This window comes from Candidatus Clostridium helianthi, assembly GCF_045310795.1.
Taxonomy (GTDB): domain Bacteria; phylum Bacillota; class Clostridia; order Clostridiales; family Clostridiaceae; genus Clostridium; species Clostridium helianthi.
In genome coordinates, this window is the sequence record NZ_JBJIAB010000008.1 from 69565 (window position 1) to 87090 (window position 17526).

Below are 17526 nucleotides of genomic sequence, written 5' to 3' on the forward strand. Positions count from 1 at the left end.
TATTTTATTAGATAGTATTAATTTTTTATAAAGGATTAATTATGAGATTTAATGATTTAGCTAAAAAACAATATGAAGATATCGATAATTTAAGTGTATTATTAAAGAATTATGTGGATGTTTATAGACTATTAATTGCTGGAGCATCAGAACTATATGGTGTAAATTTAGCAGAGAAAAGTGAAGTTAAGAAAGCACTAGATAGAGTTGAAAATGTAGGTGAATTAATAGATAAGTTGATAAGCACTTTAGAACGATGTGAAGGCTCTTATCTAAAGTATTGCAAGATTAAAAATGAATATATTACAGTAAGTACAGAGAAAGATAAGATATTTACTGAAATAGATAATGAATTGAATTTTCAAAACTCAGAAAGAGAAGAATAATGATGAAAACTAAACAAAAAAACTCTATCTTGAAACTTTAGGATAGAGTTTTTTATTATGGACTATAATTAAAATTTCTTTAACTTAATTTTACTTACCATTAAGTATGAACCAAGGATCATCAAAAGAACAACAAGATAAATCGATGGTGTAATATTAAAATTAAATATAATCAATGAAAAGAATGCCATAAAGCAACCTGCTATTGTTATTGGCACACCAGTAAAAGCGCCGTCAAAATCAGTAGTATTAAATCTGGCTAATCTATAGGCACCACAAATTGGAAATAGCAATAAAACTATAAATCCAAATAATCCTTTAGGTCCAAAAGATTCAAGATTGAATAATATATATACTAATATAGATGGTGCTACTCCAAATGAAACTAAGTCAGCTAAAGAATCCAATTCTTTACCTAATTCACTAGAAACGTTTAAAAAACGAGCTATTCTTCCATCATACCTATCTACCAATCCTGCTAATAAAATAAATGCACCTGATATTGCATACTTTTCATTCATTACTGATAATATAGATATAATTCCACAAGATAAATTAATAAAGGTAAATACATTAGGAATACAACTTTTCCTCATAAAATCACTCCTAAAATTATAAAAAATACTTACAAAGAGTTATTATAGCACATAAATGAAAATAATATAAGGTGTAAAATTAACTTTAAGTTTTTATTAAGATTATCTAGTATCGACATTAAGTAAGTAAAATGATATAATAAACTCTATGACAAAGGTATTATAGGTATTATATGTAAATATTTATAGGAATTTAATATATGTATTTAGAGCTAATTATAATCTTGTATTAAGAATTATTTTAAGGCTATTTTTTATGTATATAAATAATAATTTAAGAAAATTTATTGGAGGTAGGTTAATTTATGAAAAAGGTTAGATTCATATACAACCCATACTCAGGAGAAAATAGTATAATAAGCGAATTAGACAATATTATAAAACTACACCAAGAAGTAGGATTAATAGTAGTGCCATATAGAATTCAAAAGGGTAAAGATTTAGCAGAAGCATTAGATATAATAGATGAAACCTATAGCTATATTTTAATAGCTGGTGGGGATGGAACAGTGGATTCTTTAGTAAATGCTATGAAAAATAAAAACATAAATATACCTATAGGTATATTACCAGTTGGAACTGCAAATGACTTTGGAAAGTTTATTAATATGCCAAATGATATAGAAGAAGCATGTAAGCAAATATTAAGCTCAAAGCCAGTGGCTGTTGATGTTGGAAAGATAAATGAGAAGTATTTTATAAATGTAGCAAGCTCAGGACTTTTCACGGATGTATCTCAAAAAACTGATGTGAACTTAAAAAATACAATAGGAAAATTAGCATATTATCTAAAAGGTCTTGAAGAATTACCTAACTTTAGAAAGTTAAAGATAAAGTTATCGTCTAAAGAATGTGATTATGACGGAGAGATGTATTTGCTCTTGGTGTTTAATGGTAAAACTGCTGGAAACTTTAACTTAGCTACAGAAGCAGAAGTTACAGACGGAAAACTCGACGTGATAATATTTAAGGCTATACAAATAATAGAGCTAATACCACTTTTTATAAAGCTTTTAAAGGGCGAGCATTTAGATTCAGATAAAGTGGTTTATTTTAAAACAGATGATTTGTATATAGAATCTCCAGAAGATATTGTTACAGATATCGATGGAGAAAGAGGGCCTGATTTTCCATTGAGGGTTCAATGTATTAAGGGTGGAATTAAACTTTTAGGTATAAAATAAGCTAGACAGTAATAAATATAAGTAACAGGAATATGGAATGGAGCGTAATTTGTGAACTTTGCATATTATTTATTTTTGTTACTTATAATTTTTTTGTCAATTTCACTTATAAGAAAGAATCTCGAGGTTTCACCAAAGAAAATAAAAATATATTTGGCATTAGTAATTACATTATTTTTATTAAGGCATGTAGCATTATTTTTATTGTGTATACTCAAGAATAGTACAATAATATATTATTTAAAACCAGTAATATTTTTGAATCATCTATCAGTGCCTCTTATAGTGCTAGCTGTAAGCTATGTTTATTTAAGGTCTGAAAAATTAAACTTTGGTGGAACATATGTTATTGCAGCAACAGTATGTATTATTTATGCTGTAATAATGCATACTTCAAAGTTGACAGTTCAGGTAAATTATTTATATGGATTTATCTTACAGATAGATAAGGAAACTATTTTATTTTTGTTTTCACTAATACTACTTGGTGCATTACTGATACTAAATGTAATTTTATTAGATAGGCCATACGCAAATAAAAAAGGAATATGGTTTATAATTATAGCAATATTAATAGTAATGATAGAGGATATTATTATTCTAGGTGGAATTAAACTCTTCCCTTACTCAGTAATTGGAGATATGCTATTTCTTATAATCATAAATTTAGTATTAAATGGCTTTAAAATATTGCCAAAGAACAATTATCGTTCCTAGGAAAATGTATTAAGTACTAATTCGCGCTTTAGAATATGTAAACAGTAGGTAATACTAAGGTAAGTTGCTATAAGTGTGTAGAGGATTTTTTTGAATAAGAGTAATATGTGCTAGCGGTTAATAGACAGAAAGGATACTTAGTTGCAATATCAAGCAACTAAGTATCCTTTCTTTTTATATGGTTCTTTTTCTTCTATTTGAATAATTATCAGATGAATGTTTATTTGAGTGCTTTTTATTGCCATTAGTTGAATTCTTCTTAGTATTACTTATAGAATTTTTTTCATTAGACATTTTACTAGCACTTGAATTTTTACTTGAGTTATTCCTAGGACCATCATTTGATTTATGCTTACCTTGATAGCCTAGTTTTCCAGGAGTAAAACCTATTAAACAGTTTTTACCATTGCCAATTAGATCTTCTCTATGAGCTTTAAGTAGAGCTTTCTTTACTTTTTGATAATTTTTAGGAACAGCAAACTGTATTAAAGCCCTTTGCATTTCTTTCTCTTCAGGTGTTTTTGGAATATAAACTTTTTCTCCTGTAATTGGGTTAAATCCAGTATAATACATTGTTGTTGATAAGCTTCCTGGTGTTGGAGAAAAATCTTGCACTTGTTCAGGTGTATATCCCATCTCTTTAATGTATAATGCTAAATCTATTGCTGCATTTAGGTCAGAACCTGGATGAGATGACATTAAATAAGGCACTAGAAATTGTTTTTTATCTATTTGTTTATTAATTTGAAAATATTTATTAACAAATTTATCATAGACTTCTCTTGTTGGCTTACCCATCTGATTCAATACTTTTGGAACTACATGTTCTGGAGCAACCTTTAATTGCCCACTAATATGATGCTCGCATAATTCTTTAAAAAATGCATCATTTTTATCATGTATTAAATAATCATATCTTAGACCAGAACGTATAAATACCTTTTTTATTCCAGGAAGTTTTCTGACTTTCTTTAATAGAGAAAGATATTCAGTATGATCTATTATCAAGTTTTTACATGGACTAGGGAACATACATTGTTTATTTTTACAAGTACCATGTTCTATTTGTTTCTTGCAAGCTCTATGTCTAAAATTTGCAGTAGGGCCTCCAATATCATGAATATATCCTTTGAAATCAGGTAAAGTCGTTAAAAGCTTTGCTTCATCAATTATTGATTCTTGCCCTCTATTTTGAATCACTCTTCCTTGATGAAATGTTAGAGCACAAAATGAGCATGAACCAAAACAGCCTCTATGACTTGTTATAGAAAATTTAACTTCTTGTATTGCAGGTATGCCGCCTTTTTCTTCATATATAGGGTGATAGGTTCTTGTGTAAGGTAAATCATATGTCATATCCATTTCTTCTTGAGTTAAGTTTTCTTGAGGTGGATTCTGAACTAAATATCTATCACCGTATTGTTGAATTATGGTTCTGCCGTTTATAGAATCTTGTTCGTAATATTCCAATTTATAGGCTTCACCATAAGCTTCCTTATCCGTAGATACTTCTTCAAATGAAGGTACTATAACTGCATTTTTAATATTCGATATATCTTTAGTCAAATAACAAGTCCCACGAACACTTGTTATATTTTTAATATTTGCTCCATATCTTAATAACTCTGCAATTTGAACAACGGTTTTTTCGCCCATACCGTACATCAATAAATCGGCTTTAGAATCTACAAGGATACTTCTTCTAACTTTGTTATCCCAGTAATCATAGTGTGCAAAACGTCTAAGACTTGCTTCTATTCCTCCAATTGCAATAGCTGCATCTTTATAAGCTTCACGTATTCTGTTACAGTAAACAATTATTGATCTATCAGGTCTGTGGCCAGCCTCTCCTCCAGGAGAATATAAGTCTTCACGTCTTGTTTTCTTTGCGGCTGTATAGTGATTAACCATGGAATCTATATTCCCTGAATTAACTAGGAAACCGTATTTAGGCTTACCTAATTTTTTGAAATCCTCAGAACTATGCCAATTAGGTTGAGCTATAATACCAACATTAAAACCTTGTGCTTCAAGAGTTCTGCCTATAATAGCAGTACCAAAAGAAGGGTGATCTACATAAGCATCGCCAGAAACAATAATAAAATCCAATTGGTCAATTTTTCTTTTTTTTAAGTCTTCTTTACTAATAGGTAAGAATTCTTTACAAAGCTTCATATAATATTAACTCCAATTCTTAATTTATTTTATTTAAACCACATTTATATTAAAATTACGTATATTAAAGATCATTATATTTAGATATTATACTAACGTAATAAATAATTAAAAAATCAAACGAACAAGCTTTTAAAGCTTATTCTTAAAGTATATTAACATAACAATAATTAGTTTACAAACAATATCAATAGTCAAGGGTAGTGTAAATTCAAAGCAACTTATAAAGAAATATTTATAATTTACAGATTGAGGAGTAATTAATGAAATTTGTATTTGAATTAAAAGATAAATTAAAAATAAAAATTTATTGCCTTTTTACTTCTATGTAATATAATAATTAGAGATAGTAGTAAATTATAACTAAGTGAAGATATACAGGGCGGTGTAAAAGATGGAGGAAGGACCTCAGAATATAAACTATAATATAGCAAAAACTAAATATATTCAGAAGGAAAATCTTTTATCTTGCCTTAAAAGATATAAGTAGATGTAATTTAGTTACAATACTAATTTCACTTAAGGATTTTCTTTCTGCAGAAGTAGGGGGAATAATTAAGATGGAATTATCTATATTTCTATATACTAACATTTTAGATAAAAAAGTTTATGACGAGTTTGGTGATGTTTTAGGAACTCTAAGAGATATTTATGTGACTACAGAGGATGGATATCCTAGAATAATTGGGTATAAGCTTAAAAAGGACGGAGTAGCCTTTCATTATGAGTTTAGATATATAGAATTTTTAAATAGGGATGGTAAAATTAAGATCACAACAAGAGGAAGTAAAGAAATATTACCGATGAGGTATAGTTATCTTCTTTCAGAAAATCTATTAGATAAAAAGATAGTTGATATAAATGGAAAACAAGTTGTAAGAGTTAATGATTTGAGAATTGCAAGAATTGCAGGAGAATACAGAGTTATTGGAGTTGAAACAGGGCAATTAGCGAGATATAGAAGACTAAAAATAGCTGGTATTATGAAATTCATATACGGAATCATAGGAAAGAAGTTAGAAGATAAAGTCTTAAGATGGGATGATGTTGAGTCCTTGGAAATGATTGAAAATAATTTGAAATTATCCATACCATATAAAAAATTATCAACTCTACATCCAGCGGACCTTGCAGATATATTAGAAAATCTAGATACAAACTCAAGAAAACAAGTATTGGAATCACTGGATGAGGATTTAGCAGCCGATACATTAGAGGAAATAGATTCAGAATATAAGGGAACAATAATTAAGGAATTATCTGACAGCAAAACTGTAGAAGTGCTAGAAAATATGCCTAACGATGAGATAGCTGATTTGTTAGATGATTTAGATGAAGAAGAAAGAGAAAAAATATTAGTAAATTTAGAAAAAGAAGATGCAGATGAAGTTAAGGAATTGTTGCAATATGAGGATGAAACTGTTGGTAGTATAATGAGTAAAGAATTTATATCTGTTAATCTAGATATTACAGTTGGAGATACTATTGAGATATTAAAAGAAACAAAACCAGATGAGGAAGTTATTTATTATATTTATATAACGGATGAAGAAGAACGTGTTCAAGGGGTAGTATCTTTAAGAGACTTAATAGTTAATGATAATGATTTAAAGATAAGAGAAATAATGGATTATTCTGTATCACGTGTAAGGCATGATGATGAAATTAGCGAAGCTATAGAAGTTGCCTCAAAATATGATTTGAATTCAGTGCCAGTAGTAGATGAATATGAAAAATTAATTGGAATAGTAATTATTCATGATTTGATAGATGAATTTTTGTATCCTCTTTGGAAGAAGAAAAATTAGAACATAAAATATTTAGATTTTTAATAAGAATAATGTTTTATTTGTATTATTTACCTGTAAGGATTACTTATTTTTATATATTTAAGAAAGTCAATACTTTTTGATTAAAATTTTAAAAAGTATTGACTTTTTTTTTAGAAAGAATATAATTATAATATAAAACCTATCAAAACACTAAGAATTAAAAACTATGAAAAAGAAAAGTAGCATAAAGGAAGTTTACAGAGAGAAAAGGATGCTGAGAACTTTTTATCTAGAATTTATGTGAAGTGCTCTTTGGAGTTGAAATTTGAAATCAAATATATTAAAGAAATGGAGTGAGAGCATATCCATTGATTTTTTTGATATATTTTTTAGTATGATTTTCCGGGATCACCCGTTATAGTGATATGATATCTTAAGTATCAAAATTGAGAGGGATTAGTTATTTAATCCAATTAGAGTGGAACCGCGAATTTTACTTCGTCTCTATAATTTTTTATGGAGGATGAAGTTTTTTTATTATATTTAATATAAAATCAATGTAAAAAGATATACTAAAATTAGTAGAAATTTGAGGAGGAGAATAATAATATGGTTTATAATGGAGGATTAGAGTTAATAGGAAATACACCTATTTTAAAAATTAATAATTTAATTAAGGACGAAAATAGTGCAGATATATACGTAAAACTTGAAAAATTTAATCCGGGTGGAAGCGTTAAAGACAGAGCAGCATTAGGAATGATTGAGAGAGCTGAAAGGGAAGGCGTATTAAAGCCAGGAGCAACAATAGTAGAGCCTACAAGCGGAAATACAGGAATAGCACTCGCACTTATAGGGAAATTGAAAGGTTATAATGTAACAATAGTAATGCCAGAAACAATGAGTAAGGAAAGAAGAGATCTTATAAAAGCATACGGTGCAAATCTTGTATTGACTGAAGGATCTAAGGGGATGAAAGGAGCTATAGAAAAGGCTCTGGAAATAGGAAGCGGAGAAGGATTTTTTATCCCTCAACAATTTGAGAATATAGCTAATCCAGAAAAGCACTATGAAACAACAGCGGAAGAAATATATAAAGACATTCCAGATTTAGATGCCTTTGTTGCAGGCGTTGGAAGTGGTGGAACTGTAATAGGAGTATCTAAAAATTTAAAAAAGAAAAATTCGGATATTAAAGCATTTGCAGTTGAACCAGCAAATTCACCAGTTTTAAGCGGTGGAAATCCAGGTGGTCATAAAATTCAAGGCATAGGAGCAGGATTTGTTCCAGGAGTTTATGATAAAGAATATGTAGATGAAATACTACAGGTAAGAGATGAAGATGCATTTAAAACAGCAAAAGCATTTGCTGAAAATGAAGGTGTATTGATTGGAATATCTTCAGGTGCAGCTGTATATGCAGCAATACAGGTTGCAAAAAGGCTTGGAAAAGGTAAAAAGGTATTGGCTATTGCTCCAGATGGGGGAGAAAAGTATATATCTATGGGATTATATGATTAATTAATTTAACTATAAAAGTTTTATTAATCATCAGCAATTAACAGTGAAACAATTGATTTAACTTAAGATACTAATGAAGTTCTATTAATAATTGTATATGTGAAAAGCTCTACTGAAAACTATAGAAAGGAGAATAGGCTGTGTTTAAAAAATTGAATTACGATCTAGAAAGAGTTTTAAATGAAGATCCAGCAGCTAAAAGTAAACTAGAAGTATTATTATTGTACCCATGTATTCATGCATTAATATCATATAGAATTGCACATGCCCTATATTTAAAGAAATGGTTTTTCTTAGCGAGATTAATTTCCCAATTATCTAGGTTTCTTACAGGTATAGAAATTCATCCAGGAGCTAAGATAGGAAAAGGGTTGTTTATAGATCATGGAATGGGAGTAGTTATTGGTGAGACTGCAGAAGTTGGCGATAATGTTACGCTTTATCATGGTGTAACTCTAGGCGGTACAGGTAAGGATGTAGGGAAAAGGCATCCAACTATTGAGGATAATGTTTTAATAGGTACAGGTGCAAAGGTGCTTGGACCTATAACTGTAGGAAAGGGTGCTAAGATAGGAGCTAATGCTGTAGTTGTAAAGAATGTACCAGCAAGTGCAACAGCAATAGGAGTTCAGGCTAAAAATATTGTTAGAAATAGTGCAAGTGCAGCAATAATTGAAATTAGTGATTTAAAAGGACGCAAAAAGAAAATATTTAACGATATGGTTATTTAATGCTTTATAGTATGGGAATATATGAAGCGCAATTAATATAAACTCGTATCTTGTATAGTTCAGTAGCATTTATTTATAGGAATTTTACTAAGTTAAGAGGTTTTACTAAATATTAAAACAGAGAATTTTTTTATTAATTATTTTATTAAGAAATGGATTATAATTTAAAAATTAAGAGATGCATTAATTAAACTTTAGAGCAAGAAAGTTTAGTTAATGTATTTTTTTATATGGAGATTCTGCTAAAGTTAAATAAGTTATATTAATTTATCTTGGTTATAATTAAAATGCTTTTTGCAAATAAGTTAGAATAGTAAAAGAAGATATTAGTATATTTGGTATGAAATCTTACAATAACCTTAATATTTTTGGTAATTGCATAGACATATGAAAGCATATATAATGTATATAAATAATGATCAATAATATATTATGCATGTAATACTTGTATAGAATTGAATAATTGTAATAAAATGTAATTAGTAGTATAATATAAAATGTGATTATTAAGAAAGGTTGGAGAAAAATGTTATCACCAGTTGCAATAAAATTAATAAGAATGATGCCAGAAGGGATAATTATAAAAATAGCAAAAAAAATAGTAGATAATTATATAAGAAAATATGCTAACATAACTGTTAATGGAGCAGATAATATAGATAAAGTAAAAAAACCAAGAATATTTGTATGCAATCACTTGAGTAATTCGGACGGATTAGTTTTATCAAAAATGCTAAAAGAGAAAAGTGATCCACATTTTGTAATGGGAATAAAATTGTCAGAAGATCCAATAACAAAATTAGGAACTCAGATAGTGAAAAACATACCAATTAAACCTAATTCTGCTGATAAAGAAGCTATTACAAGAGTTGTTAAAACTCTTAAAGAAGGAAATGATATTTTAATATTTCCTGAAGGCACTAGGAGTAGGACAGGTGCTATGATAGAAGGTAAAAAGGGAATTCTGTTATTTGCAAGAATGGCAAAAGCGGAAATAATTCCAATTGGTATGTCTGGAACAGATAAGTTATTACCTATAAGTAAAAGTGGAGATATGGGAGCAGAGAAATGGCAGCATGCTGACGTTACTATAAATATAGGTGAAAAAATTGTATTTCCTGCTAAAGAGAAGGATGAAGACAAACATGAATATGATAATAAATGTATGGATATCCTAATGAGGAGCATAGCGAGTCTCTTACCCGAAAGGTATAGAGGAATTTATAAGTAAGGAGATTACAAAAGATATGAAAGCAAGGACAAAAAAAATTGTAGATATATTGAAAGAGACATATCCAGATGCAAAGTGTGAATTGAATTATGAAACACCACTCCAATTACTTATAGCTACAATATTGTCTGCTCAAACAACAGATAAAAAAGTGAACGAGGTAACAAAAGATCTATTTAGAGATTATCCAGATCTAGACTCTCTTTTAACATTAACAAACGAGGAACTTGAAGAACGGATAAAGCAGATAGGTTTATATAGAAATAAATCCAAGAATTTAATACTTATGTTCAATCAACTTAAGGAAAAATTTAATGGAGAAGTCCCAAAGACAATGGAGGAAATAACTTCACTTGCTGGAGCGGGAAGAAAAACAGCTAATGTAGTTTTATCAAATGCCTTTAATGTGCCATCTATTGCTGTAGATACACATGTTTTTAGAGTATCAAATAGATTAAAACTTGCAGATTCAGAAAATGTTTTAGAAGTTGAAAAACAATTACAAAAAGAACTACCAAAGAAAGAGTGGACTCTTATGCATCATCTACTTATATTTCATGGAAGAAGATGTTGTAGTGCTAGAAATCCTAAGTGTGGGGAATGTCCAATAAAGGATTTATGTAGTTATGATAATAAAACTAACAAATAAAAGAATATTTATAAAATTTTCATGAACCACAATTAAGACAATTTATAGTCAAAGTGGTTCTTTTAATTGTGCCGTTAATTTAATAAAATAAAGATAAGTTAGAATGAATAAATTTAATTAACAGGAAATATTAATAAGTATTTTGGAGGTAATCTATGAAAATTGGAGTTATAATGGGTGGTATATCATCAGAAAGAGAGATATCATTGCAAAGTGGAAAATCTATAATTGAAAATATAAACAAGGAAAAGTATGAAGTGCTACCAATTGTAATAGATAAAAAAGAAGATATAATAAATAAATCTAAAGGGATAGATTTCGCACTTTTAGCTTTACATGGTCAATTTGGAGAGGATGGAACAGTTCAATCAGTGCTTCAAACACTAGGTATACCATATTCAGGGTGTGGGCCTTTAAGTAGTGCTATGTGCATGGATAAAGACGTATCAAAATCCGTTTTAGAGGCAAATGGGATTAGGACTGCTCCTTGGATTAACCTAAGAAAAGGCGATAATATAGATTTCAATAAAATAAATGAATTAGGATATCCAGTTGTAGTAAAGCCTACTCATGGTGGATCAAGTGTTGCAACATTCATAGTTAAAGAAGAGAAGGAAATTGAAAACTGTGTTTCAGAAGCTTTTAAATGGGATAGCGAAGTTATGATAGAAAAATTTATAAAAGGTGATGAAATAACTTGCCCTGTATATAATAATAAAATGTTTCCAGTAATTGCAATTAAGCCTAAGGCTGAATTCTTTGACTTTACATCTAAATATCAAGATGGAGGGGCAGAAGAAATAGTAGTTGAGCTAGAAGCAGAGTTACACAAGGAAGTAGAAAAGATGGCGTTAGAAACTTATAAAGCACTTAAATGCGAAGTGTATTCTAGAGTTGATATGATAGTTACAGAGGAAGGCGTACCATACATTTTAGAAATAAATACTCTTCCAGGAATGACTAAAAATAGCCTAATTCCTAAAAGTGCAGCAGCTTTGAATATAGGATTTTCAGAACTGATAGATATGATCATACAGGATTCGTTGAAAATAAGCAGATAGTATATGAATTATAAAACTTTTTAAATATTTATAACATTAAAATTGAAAAACTACTTGTTTAAGAATACCTTAGACAAGTAGTTTTTATCATAATTTCTATTGAAAACAATCTGCAAATCTTCCAGTAAAACCTTTTAGAAAATATAACTTATATTAAGACAACTTAGTTATTGTTTCTTTTTGCAATCTTTACAAACGCCCTTCATAACCAAGTCATGATCTGTTAAAGTGAAGCCAGTCGCATTTTGAACTAATTCTTGAATCTGAAGCATAGGACAAGGGATTTCAACTTCTTTGTGACATATATCACATTCCAAATGATGCCTATGAGTTTTTCCTTTTAGCTTATATGAAAAGACTCCATCATTTAGAGTTATTTTTTCAATAATTTCTTTTTCTTCAAATAATTCTAAAGTTCTATAAACCGTGCTCAAATTTATATTTATATTGTTGCTTTTATAAATCTGATATATTTTTTCAGCTGACAAACTGTTTTCAGAATTTTTTAATATACTTAGGATTTCTGTTCTTCCTTTAGTTATTTTAATTCCTTTATTTTTAAGAATTTCCTTTGGTTCCATTTTCATATCCCCTAACAGCTAAATATTAAATATATTATATCACATATATTTAATATCTTAAAAAAATATCATCTTAAAACCAAAAAATATAAGAGCTATCCCGCCAAAAAAGTTAGCATACGTTGTAACAAATTTTATTTTTTTAATATATCTGCACATAAAAAATCCTACTGTACATGTAAATAAAGTGATTAATCCAATTAAAATTGAATCAACACAAAGTAGAAGATTGTATGAAATTTCATGAAATGCAGTGAATCCTATAACTAGTGCATCTATACTAACGGATATTCCAAGTATTAAACAAGTACTATTTTTTATTAAAATTTCAGTTTCTTTTTCCTTAAAGCCATCTATTATTATAAGAGTTCCTACGACTGCCATAATTATTCCACCAGCAATGGAAGGGATGCTTGTAATATAAGTATCAAATAAATATCCTAAACTTCCACCTACGTATGTAAATAAAAACTGAAAGAATGCAAATGATAATAAAAACTTTATTTTATGGATTCTATTAATTCTAGGATTTAGACCGATTCCTAATGTTACGCCAAAAGCATCCATGGCCAGTGCAATTCCTATTATTATAATGTCGTACAAATTCATTTTCTCTTCCTCCTTTAAAATTAGACTTACTCTATAATAATTAAAGTTTTTTTAATATATGCAAAAAATTAAAAAAAAGTCTTTATTAAATCTTTTTTTTGTTGTATATTAATAAATAGTGTATTACTATTGGCTAAATAGTATAGCATATTTAACCAAATTAGTATAGCAAACAAGGAGGAAATTTCATGTCAAATTGTATAATAGCTCAATCTGGGGGGCCAACGGCAGTAATTAATTCAAGTGTAGTAGGACTTTTAAATGCTAATAAAGAACTAAAAACTTTTGAAAAAGTTTATGGAGGCCTAAATGGTATTGAGGGTATATTAAATAGAAATATAATTGATTTGTCATCAGTTTCAGAAAATGAAATAGATAATTTTAGATTTACTCCATCTTCAGGGCTTGGATCTTGTAGGTATAAATTAAAAGATTTAGATTCTTGTAGTGAAGAATATGAAAGTTTAATAGAAATACTTAGAGAATATGATATAACATCATTCTTTTATGTTGGTGGAAATGATTCTATGGATACCATAGCAAAGCTTTCACGATATGCAAAACAAAATGATATTGGAATAAGTTTTATAGGTATACCTAAAACTATTGATAATGATTTAAAATTCACTGATCACACTCCAGGCTTTGGCAGTGCAGCAAAATTCATTGGAACAACAGCGCTTGAAACATATTTAGATGCATCAGTTTACATAAATAACGGTATATTTATTTTAGAAACGATGGGAAGAGATACAGGATGGCTTGCAGCTTCTGCATGTATTGCAAAGCTTGATGGAAAACCAATTGCAGATTTTATATACCTTCCTGAAGCAGCGTTTGATAAAATCAAATTTTTGAATGATGTTAGGCAAAGATTTGAAGAACAAAATAAAGTGTATATAATTGTATCAGAAGGAATAAGAGATAAAGATGGAAGATTCATTTCTGAATTTGATTGTGTTTCTCAAGATAAATTTGGACACGTTCAATTAGGAGGGGTATCTGAATACTTGAGAAGGCTAATTCTTGATGCTGGATTTACAACAAGGGTAAAAGCACTACAACTTGGGGTTCTTCAACGTTGTGCAATGCATTGTGCTTCAGACACTGATTTGACAGAAGCGTATAATGCTGGAAAGATGGCTTTACAATATGCTTCACAAGGAGAATCAGGGAAAATGGTTAGCATTAACAGGTTATCTAATGAGCCTTATGAAGTTAATTATCCATTAGTTAAGGCAGAAGATGTAGCAAATAATGTTAAGTATTTCCCTATAGAATGGATTAATAAAGAAGGTAATTTTGTAACACCTGAAGCATGCTCATATTTTGAGCCATTAATCAAAGATGCTCCTAGTTTAGAGTTTGAGAGAAATCTTCCAAAATATAAGGTGTTTAATCAATAGATAATAAGTATAAAATCATAAGCTTAGATGTTTTAATATTTAACTAATAGAAGGATGTATATATGAAGAATTTCATTTATACATCCTATAAATTAATAGAATTTTCAATAGTATAATAAATTTTATTGTACTATTTATTTTTAGTTCTAAATAAAGAAAATTTATTATTTTATTTTTCGTAAAGAGATATCTTCTAATACATTTAAAAAGGTATCCACTTCTTCAATTGAATTATATAATGCAAAACTTACTCGTATCATTCCTAACATTTTTTTATCTGGATTATCAAGGAATTCTTTAGCTTCATCTTCACTTACGTTCATGAGTCTTCTACAATATGGATGGGAACAAAACCAGCCATGTCTTACAGAAATTCCTTTCTTTTTAGCCAAGATATCAGCTACATCATGATGATACATATCCTCTATATTAAAGGTGGCAATTCCAAGCCTATCACTGATGTTTTCAGTATCTCCATAGTTTATAATTTTAGGGATTTTCTTAAGTCCTTCTATAGTGTGCTCTAAAAGAAGTCTTTCATGTTTTTCTATATAGTCGTATCCAATGGTATTAATAACTCGTAATGAATTAACTAAGCTCATTACACCCAAAAAATTTGGTGTTCCTGCTTCATTCTTCTCTGGTGGGGGAAGAAACTCAATCTCTCTATCCATTACTAATTCAACAGTTCCACCACCTAAATAATCAGGATCTGCATCCATGAAATCCTCTTTTAATCCTATTATGACTCCTACACCAAAGGGAGAATAAATTTTGTGCGACGAAAATACCAAGAAATCAATTTGATCATCATCTGTGTCCCCGCTAATATTAACTCTTGTGTGTGGTACAAGTTGTGCACCATCTACAATCAATTTGGCACCATATTTATGAACCAGTTTTGCTATAAAATGAATATGATTTATATAACCAGTTACATTAGAAGCTCCAGTAAGAGATACATATTTTATTTTACCATTGCTTTTCTTTAGTTTCTCTTCCAACTCTTCAAGTTTGAGCCTGCCTTGTTGATCTACTTCGATATAATCGACGTTACCTCTTTTTCGCCAAGGCAAATCATTTGAATGATGCTCCATTCTAGAGGTTAATACTATTTCGTCTGGAGTTTTAGTAAGAGTTTTTGCTAATTTGTTTATACCTTCAGTTGTATTGCTAACGTATATTACAACATATTTATCTTTATCTTTTACATTGAAAAAATCCAGTAAAAAATTTTTAGATTCTTTATATAAATTGGTAGTTATTTCAGCTTTTTGACCTGTTCCTCGTCCTATAGAAGCATAAGTATTGCTCAATTGTTTGATATATTCAATACTTGACTTAATAGGCGGAGTTGTAGCTGCATTATCAAAATTTATTCCATCTATACAATTTCCATCAGAATCACACACTTTTTCATCTAATCCAACAAATAAGTCTTTAATGTTTTCCTTATTTTCTATCTTCATATGCATCTCCTCCAATATATATTATTCCTATAATATATTTATTGTTCGCTTAAGAGGGCTGTAAAATTCATATCTTTTTCTTTCCATTTTGTACTATATATAATTGTTATGCATATTAATTAAGAGAAGCAAATATTATTTATTTTTAGGAGGTAGTTTAAAATGAACCCTGATAAGAAGTATATGTCTCAAGTCAGCTCGAGTGATAACGATATTAGATTTGTTCCACCAGCATTTATGAGTACAAATATCTACGAAAAAGTTTCGTTTGGTATTGATGATAATAATCGTAATTTAGATTTATTTCCTTCCGAAACAGGCATGCCTGAATTATGTTATTATTCCGATAATCAAAATGAAGGAATTAGTAGTGGTTTCAATTTTAATAACATAGCTAATAATGAAATACCTACTACTTTTGATGCACTAAGAGGCCTTGATTTAGATTTAAATGAAGAAGATCTTGAAAGAAATAATTCCGATAATGATGTGAATAAAATTTATGCTAGAATTGAAAGAAGACATCCAGGAATATTCGCGACTCTTTATTCATATAGAATTCCTCGTCCGATAGTTAGAGTAATTATCAAAAGGTTGATAAAACTTACATTAGCATATTGCGATAAAAATAATAACTACTAATAACCAGTTTAACATACAAAAATATCTTGAAGATTTACAACTACTATAATGTAAAATCTTTAAGATATTTCTTTACATAGCTTTTAAAAATAGGTTTCAATATATATGAGTTACACGCTTATCATAGCCAAAATTTTTTTAAAAAGTATTGGTTTTATACTTTCGATATCTGTGGGTTCTTTCAATATTATAGTAGTAAAACATATGCTGCCAACTAATTCAAAAATCATAAATAATGTCATTTCAGCTTCTTCTTCGTCCATTCCTGATTTAGTTAGGTTCTTAACAAAAATATCTAGGACTTTCTTTACATCATTATATGCTTCTGGTTTCATTATTGCCTTCCTATAAAGTCCCCATGAAATATTTTTATTAATTAGCTTTAGCAGAGAAACATTATCTTTTAAATAATTTATTATATAATCAATGAAGAATAGTGTACGTTCTTTAAAATCTTTGCTTCCCAAAGCATTTGTTTTAGCCAATCCTTCTCGTATTATTTCATTACTTTTTTGAAGAATTAATTTATTTAAAATATCATATTTATCACTGAAATATAGATAAAAAGTCCCTTTGGCTACTCTTGCATTCTTAGTTATATCATCGATCGAAGTTTTTTCTATGCCGTTTTTAAGAAATAAATCATATGCTGCTAAAAATAACTCTTCCTCTTTTAATTGTTTTTTATTCTGGGTAAGAGATTTATTGTTATTCTTTAAAGTCATATTTTGCCTCCAAATTACGTGTTTAACTTATTATAAAGCAAATTAAATAATAATCCAAATTTTACGTAGCG

At 28.9% G+C, this 17526-nt stretch carries 17 protein-coding genes and 1 other annotated feature; of the genes, 11 read left to right on the top strand and 6 right to left on the bottom strand.

The features are described 5' to 3' along the window. Nucleotides 1-41: 41 nt before the first annotated feature. Nucleotides 42-386: a hypothetical protein gene (locus ACJDTP_RS08715; RefSeq protein WP_078115979.1), complete on the top strand. Its 345-nt coding sequence runs from the start codon at nt 42-44 to the stop codon at nt 384-386. Between the two features lie 68 nt (nt 387-454). Here the strand turns inward: ACJDTP_RS08715 and pssA are convergent, their stop codons facing one another. After that, on the bottom strand, nt 455-982 hold the full coding sequence (gene pssA / locus ACJDTP_RS08720) for a CDP-diacylglycerol--serine O-phosphatidyltransferase (protein WP_077843540.1): 528 nt from the start codon (nt 980-982) through the stop codon (nt 455-457). A 305-nt stretch (nt 983-1287) separates the two neighbouring features. Here pssA and ACJDTP_RS08725 point away from each other — a divergent pair, with 305 nt between their 5' ends. Continuing rightward, the gene (locus ACJDTP_RS08725) at nt 1288-2166 is read left to right on the top strand and encodes a YegS/Rv2252/BmrU family lipid kinase (protein ID WP_011967921.1); all 879 of its coding nucleotides are present in this window, start codon (nt 1288-1290) and stop codon (nt 2164-2166) included. Between the two features lie 51 nt (nt 2167-2217). Then, entirely contained in the window at nt 2218-2883 is a 666-nt protein-coding gene (locus tag ACJDTP_RS08730) for a hypothetical protein (RefSeq protein WP_171773410.1), read from the top strand. A gap of 174 nt (nt 2884-3057) precedes the next feature. Here the strand turns inward: ACJDTP_RS08730 and ACJDTP_RS08735 are convergent, their stop codons facing one another. Further along, nucleotides 3058-5058, bottom strand: a complete 2001-nt coding sequence (locus tag ACJDTP_RS08735; RefSeq protein ID WP_406760947.1) for a YgiQ family radical SAM protein — start codon at nt 5056-5058, stop codon at nt 3058-3060. Nucleotides 5059-5618: 560 nt separating this feature from the next. Here ACJDTP_RS08735 and ACJDTP_RS08740 point away from each other — a divergent pair. From ACJDTP_RS08740 to ACJDTP_RS08765, 6 genes are all read left to right on the top strand, one after another. Continuing rightward, on the top strand, nt 5619-6866 hold the full coding sequence (locus tag ACJDTP_RS08740) for a magnesium transporter MgtE N-terminal domain-containing protein (RefSeq protein ID WP_077843543.1): 1248 nt from the start codon (nt 5619-5621) through the stop codon (nt 6864-6866). Nucleotides 6867-7047: 181 nt separating this feature from the next. Continuing rightward, nucleotides 7048-7339, top strand: a binding site (T-box leader). A gap of 100 nt (nt 7340-7439) precedes the next feature. Next, nucleotides 7440-8351, top strand: coding sequence for a cysteine synthase A (gene cysK, locus ACJDTP_RS08745; protein WP_406760948.1), 912 nt, complete (start codon nt 7440-7442; stop codon nt 8349-8351). A 140-nt stretch (nt 8352-8491) separates the two neighbouring features. After that, nucleotides 8492-9082 (top strand): serine O-acetyltransferase EpsC, encoded by a 591-nt coding sequence (gene epsC, locus ACJDTP_RS08750; protein ID WP_271811645.1) that lies wholly within the window; start codon nt 8492-8494, stop codon nt 9080-9082. A 526-nt stretch (nt 9083-9608) separates the two neighbouring features. Then, nucleotides 9609-10313: a lysophospholipid acyltransferase family protein gene (locus tag ACJDTP_RS08755; RefSeq protein WP_077837109.1), complete on the top strand. Its 705-nt coding sequence runs from the start codon at nt 9609-9611 to the stop codon at nt 10311-10313. Between the two features lie 16 nt (nt 10314-10329). Further along, nucleotides 10330-10962: an endonuclease III gene (gene nth / locus ACJDTP_RS08760; RefSeq protein WP_171773412.1), complete on the top strand. Its 633-nt coding sequence runs from the start codon at nt 10330-10332 to the stop codon at nt 10960-10962. Nucleotides 10963-11117: 155 nt separating this feature from the next. Further along, on the top strand, nt 11118-12023 hold the full coding sequence (locus ACJDTP_RS08765; protein ID WP_077843546.1) for a D-alanine--D-alanine ligase: 906 nt from the start codon (nt 11118-11120) through the stop codon (nt 12021-12023). Between the two features lie 167 nt (nt 12024-12190). Here the strand turns inward: ACJDTP_RS08765 and ACJDTP_RS08770 are convergent, their stop codons facing one another. Together ACJDTP_RS08770 and ACJDTP_RS08775 are read right to left on the bottom strand one after the other, a co-directional pair. After that, entirely contained in the window at nt 12191-12604 is a 414-nt protein-coding gene (locus ACJDTP_RS08770; protein ID WP_011967930.1) for a Fur family transcriptional regulator, read from the bottom strand. Between the two features lie 57 nt (nt 12605-12661). Further along, entirely contained in the window at nt 12662-13213 is a 552-nt protein-coding gene (locus ACJDTP_RS08775; RefSeq protein ID WP_078115984.1) for a manganese efflux pump MntP, read from the bottom strand. Between the two features lie 188 nt (nt 13214-13401). Between ACJDTP_RS08775 and ACJDTP_RS08780 the strand changes: the two genes are divergently transcribed. After that, complete coding sequence (locus ACJDTP_RS08780) at nt 13402-14619, top strand: 6-phosphofructokinase (protein ID WP_078115985.1); 1218 nt, start codon at nt 13402-13404, stop codon at nt 14617-14619. Nucleotides 14620-14783: 164 nt separating this feature from the next. Here ACJDTP_RS08780 and ACJDTP_RS08785 read toward each other — a convergent pair whose 3' ends face one another. Further along, the gene (locus ACJDTP_RS08785) at nt 14784-16088 is read right to left on the bottom strand and encodes an aminotransferase class V-fold PLP-dependent enzyme (protein ID WP_078115986.1); all 1305 of its coding nucleotides are present in this window, start codon (nt 16086-16088) and stop codon (nt 14784-14786) included. A gap of 162 nt (nt 16089-16250) precedes the next feature. Between ACJDTP_RS08785 and ACJDTP_RS08790 the strand changes: the two genes are divergently transcribed. After that, a complete protein-coding gene (locus ACJDTP_RS08790; RefSeq protein WP_077837103.1) occupies nt 16251-16730 on the top strand; it encodes a hypothetical protein in 480 nt (159 codons plus the stop codon). 110 nt (nt 16731-16840) lie between these two features. On the opposite strand, the gene ACJDTP_RS08795 is transcribed toward ACJDTP_RS08790, so the two are convergent. Further along, a complete protein-coding gene (locus ACJDTP_RS08795; protein ID WP_077843549.1) occupies nt 16841-17455 on the bottom strand; it encodes a TetR/AcrR family transcriptional regulator in 615 nt (204 codons plus the stop codon). Nucleotides 17456-17526: the final 71 nt, after the last annotated feature.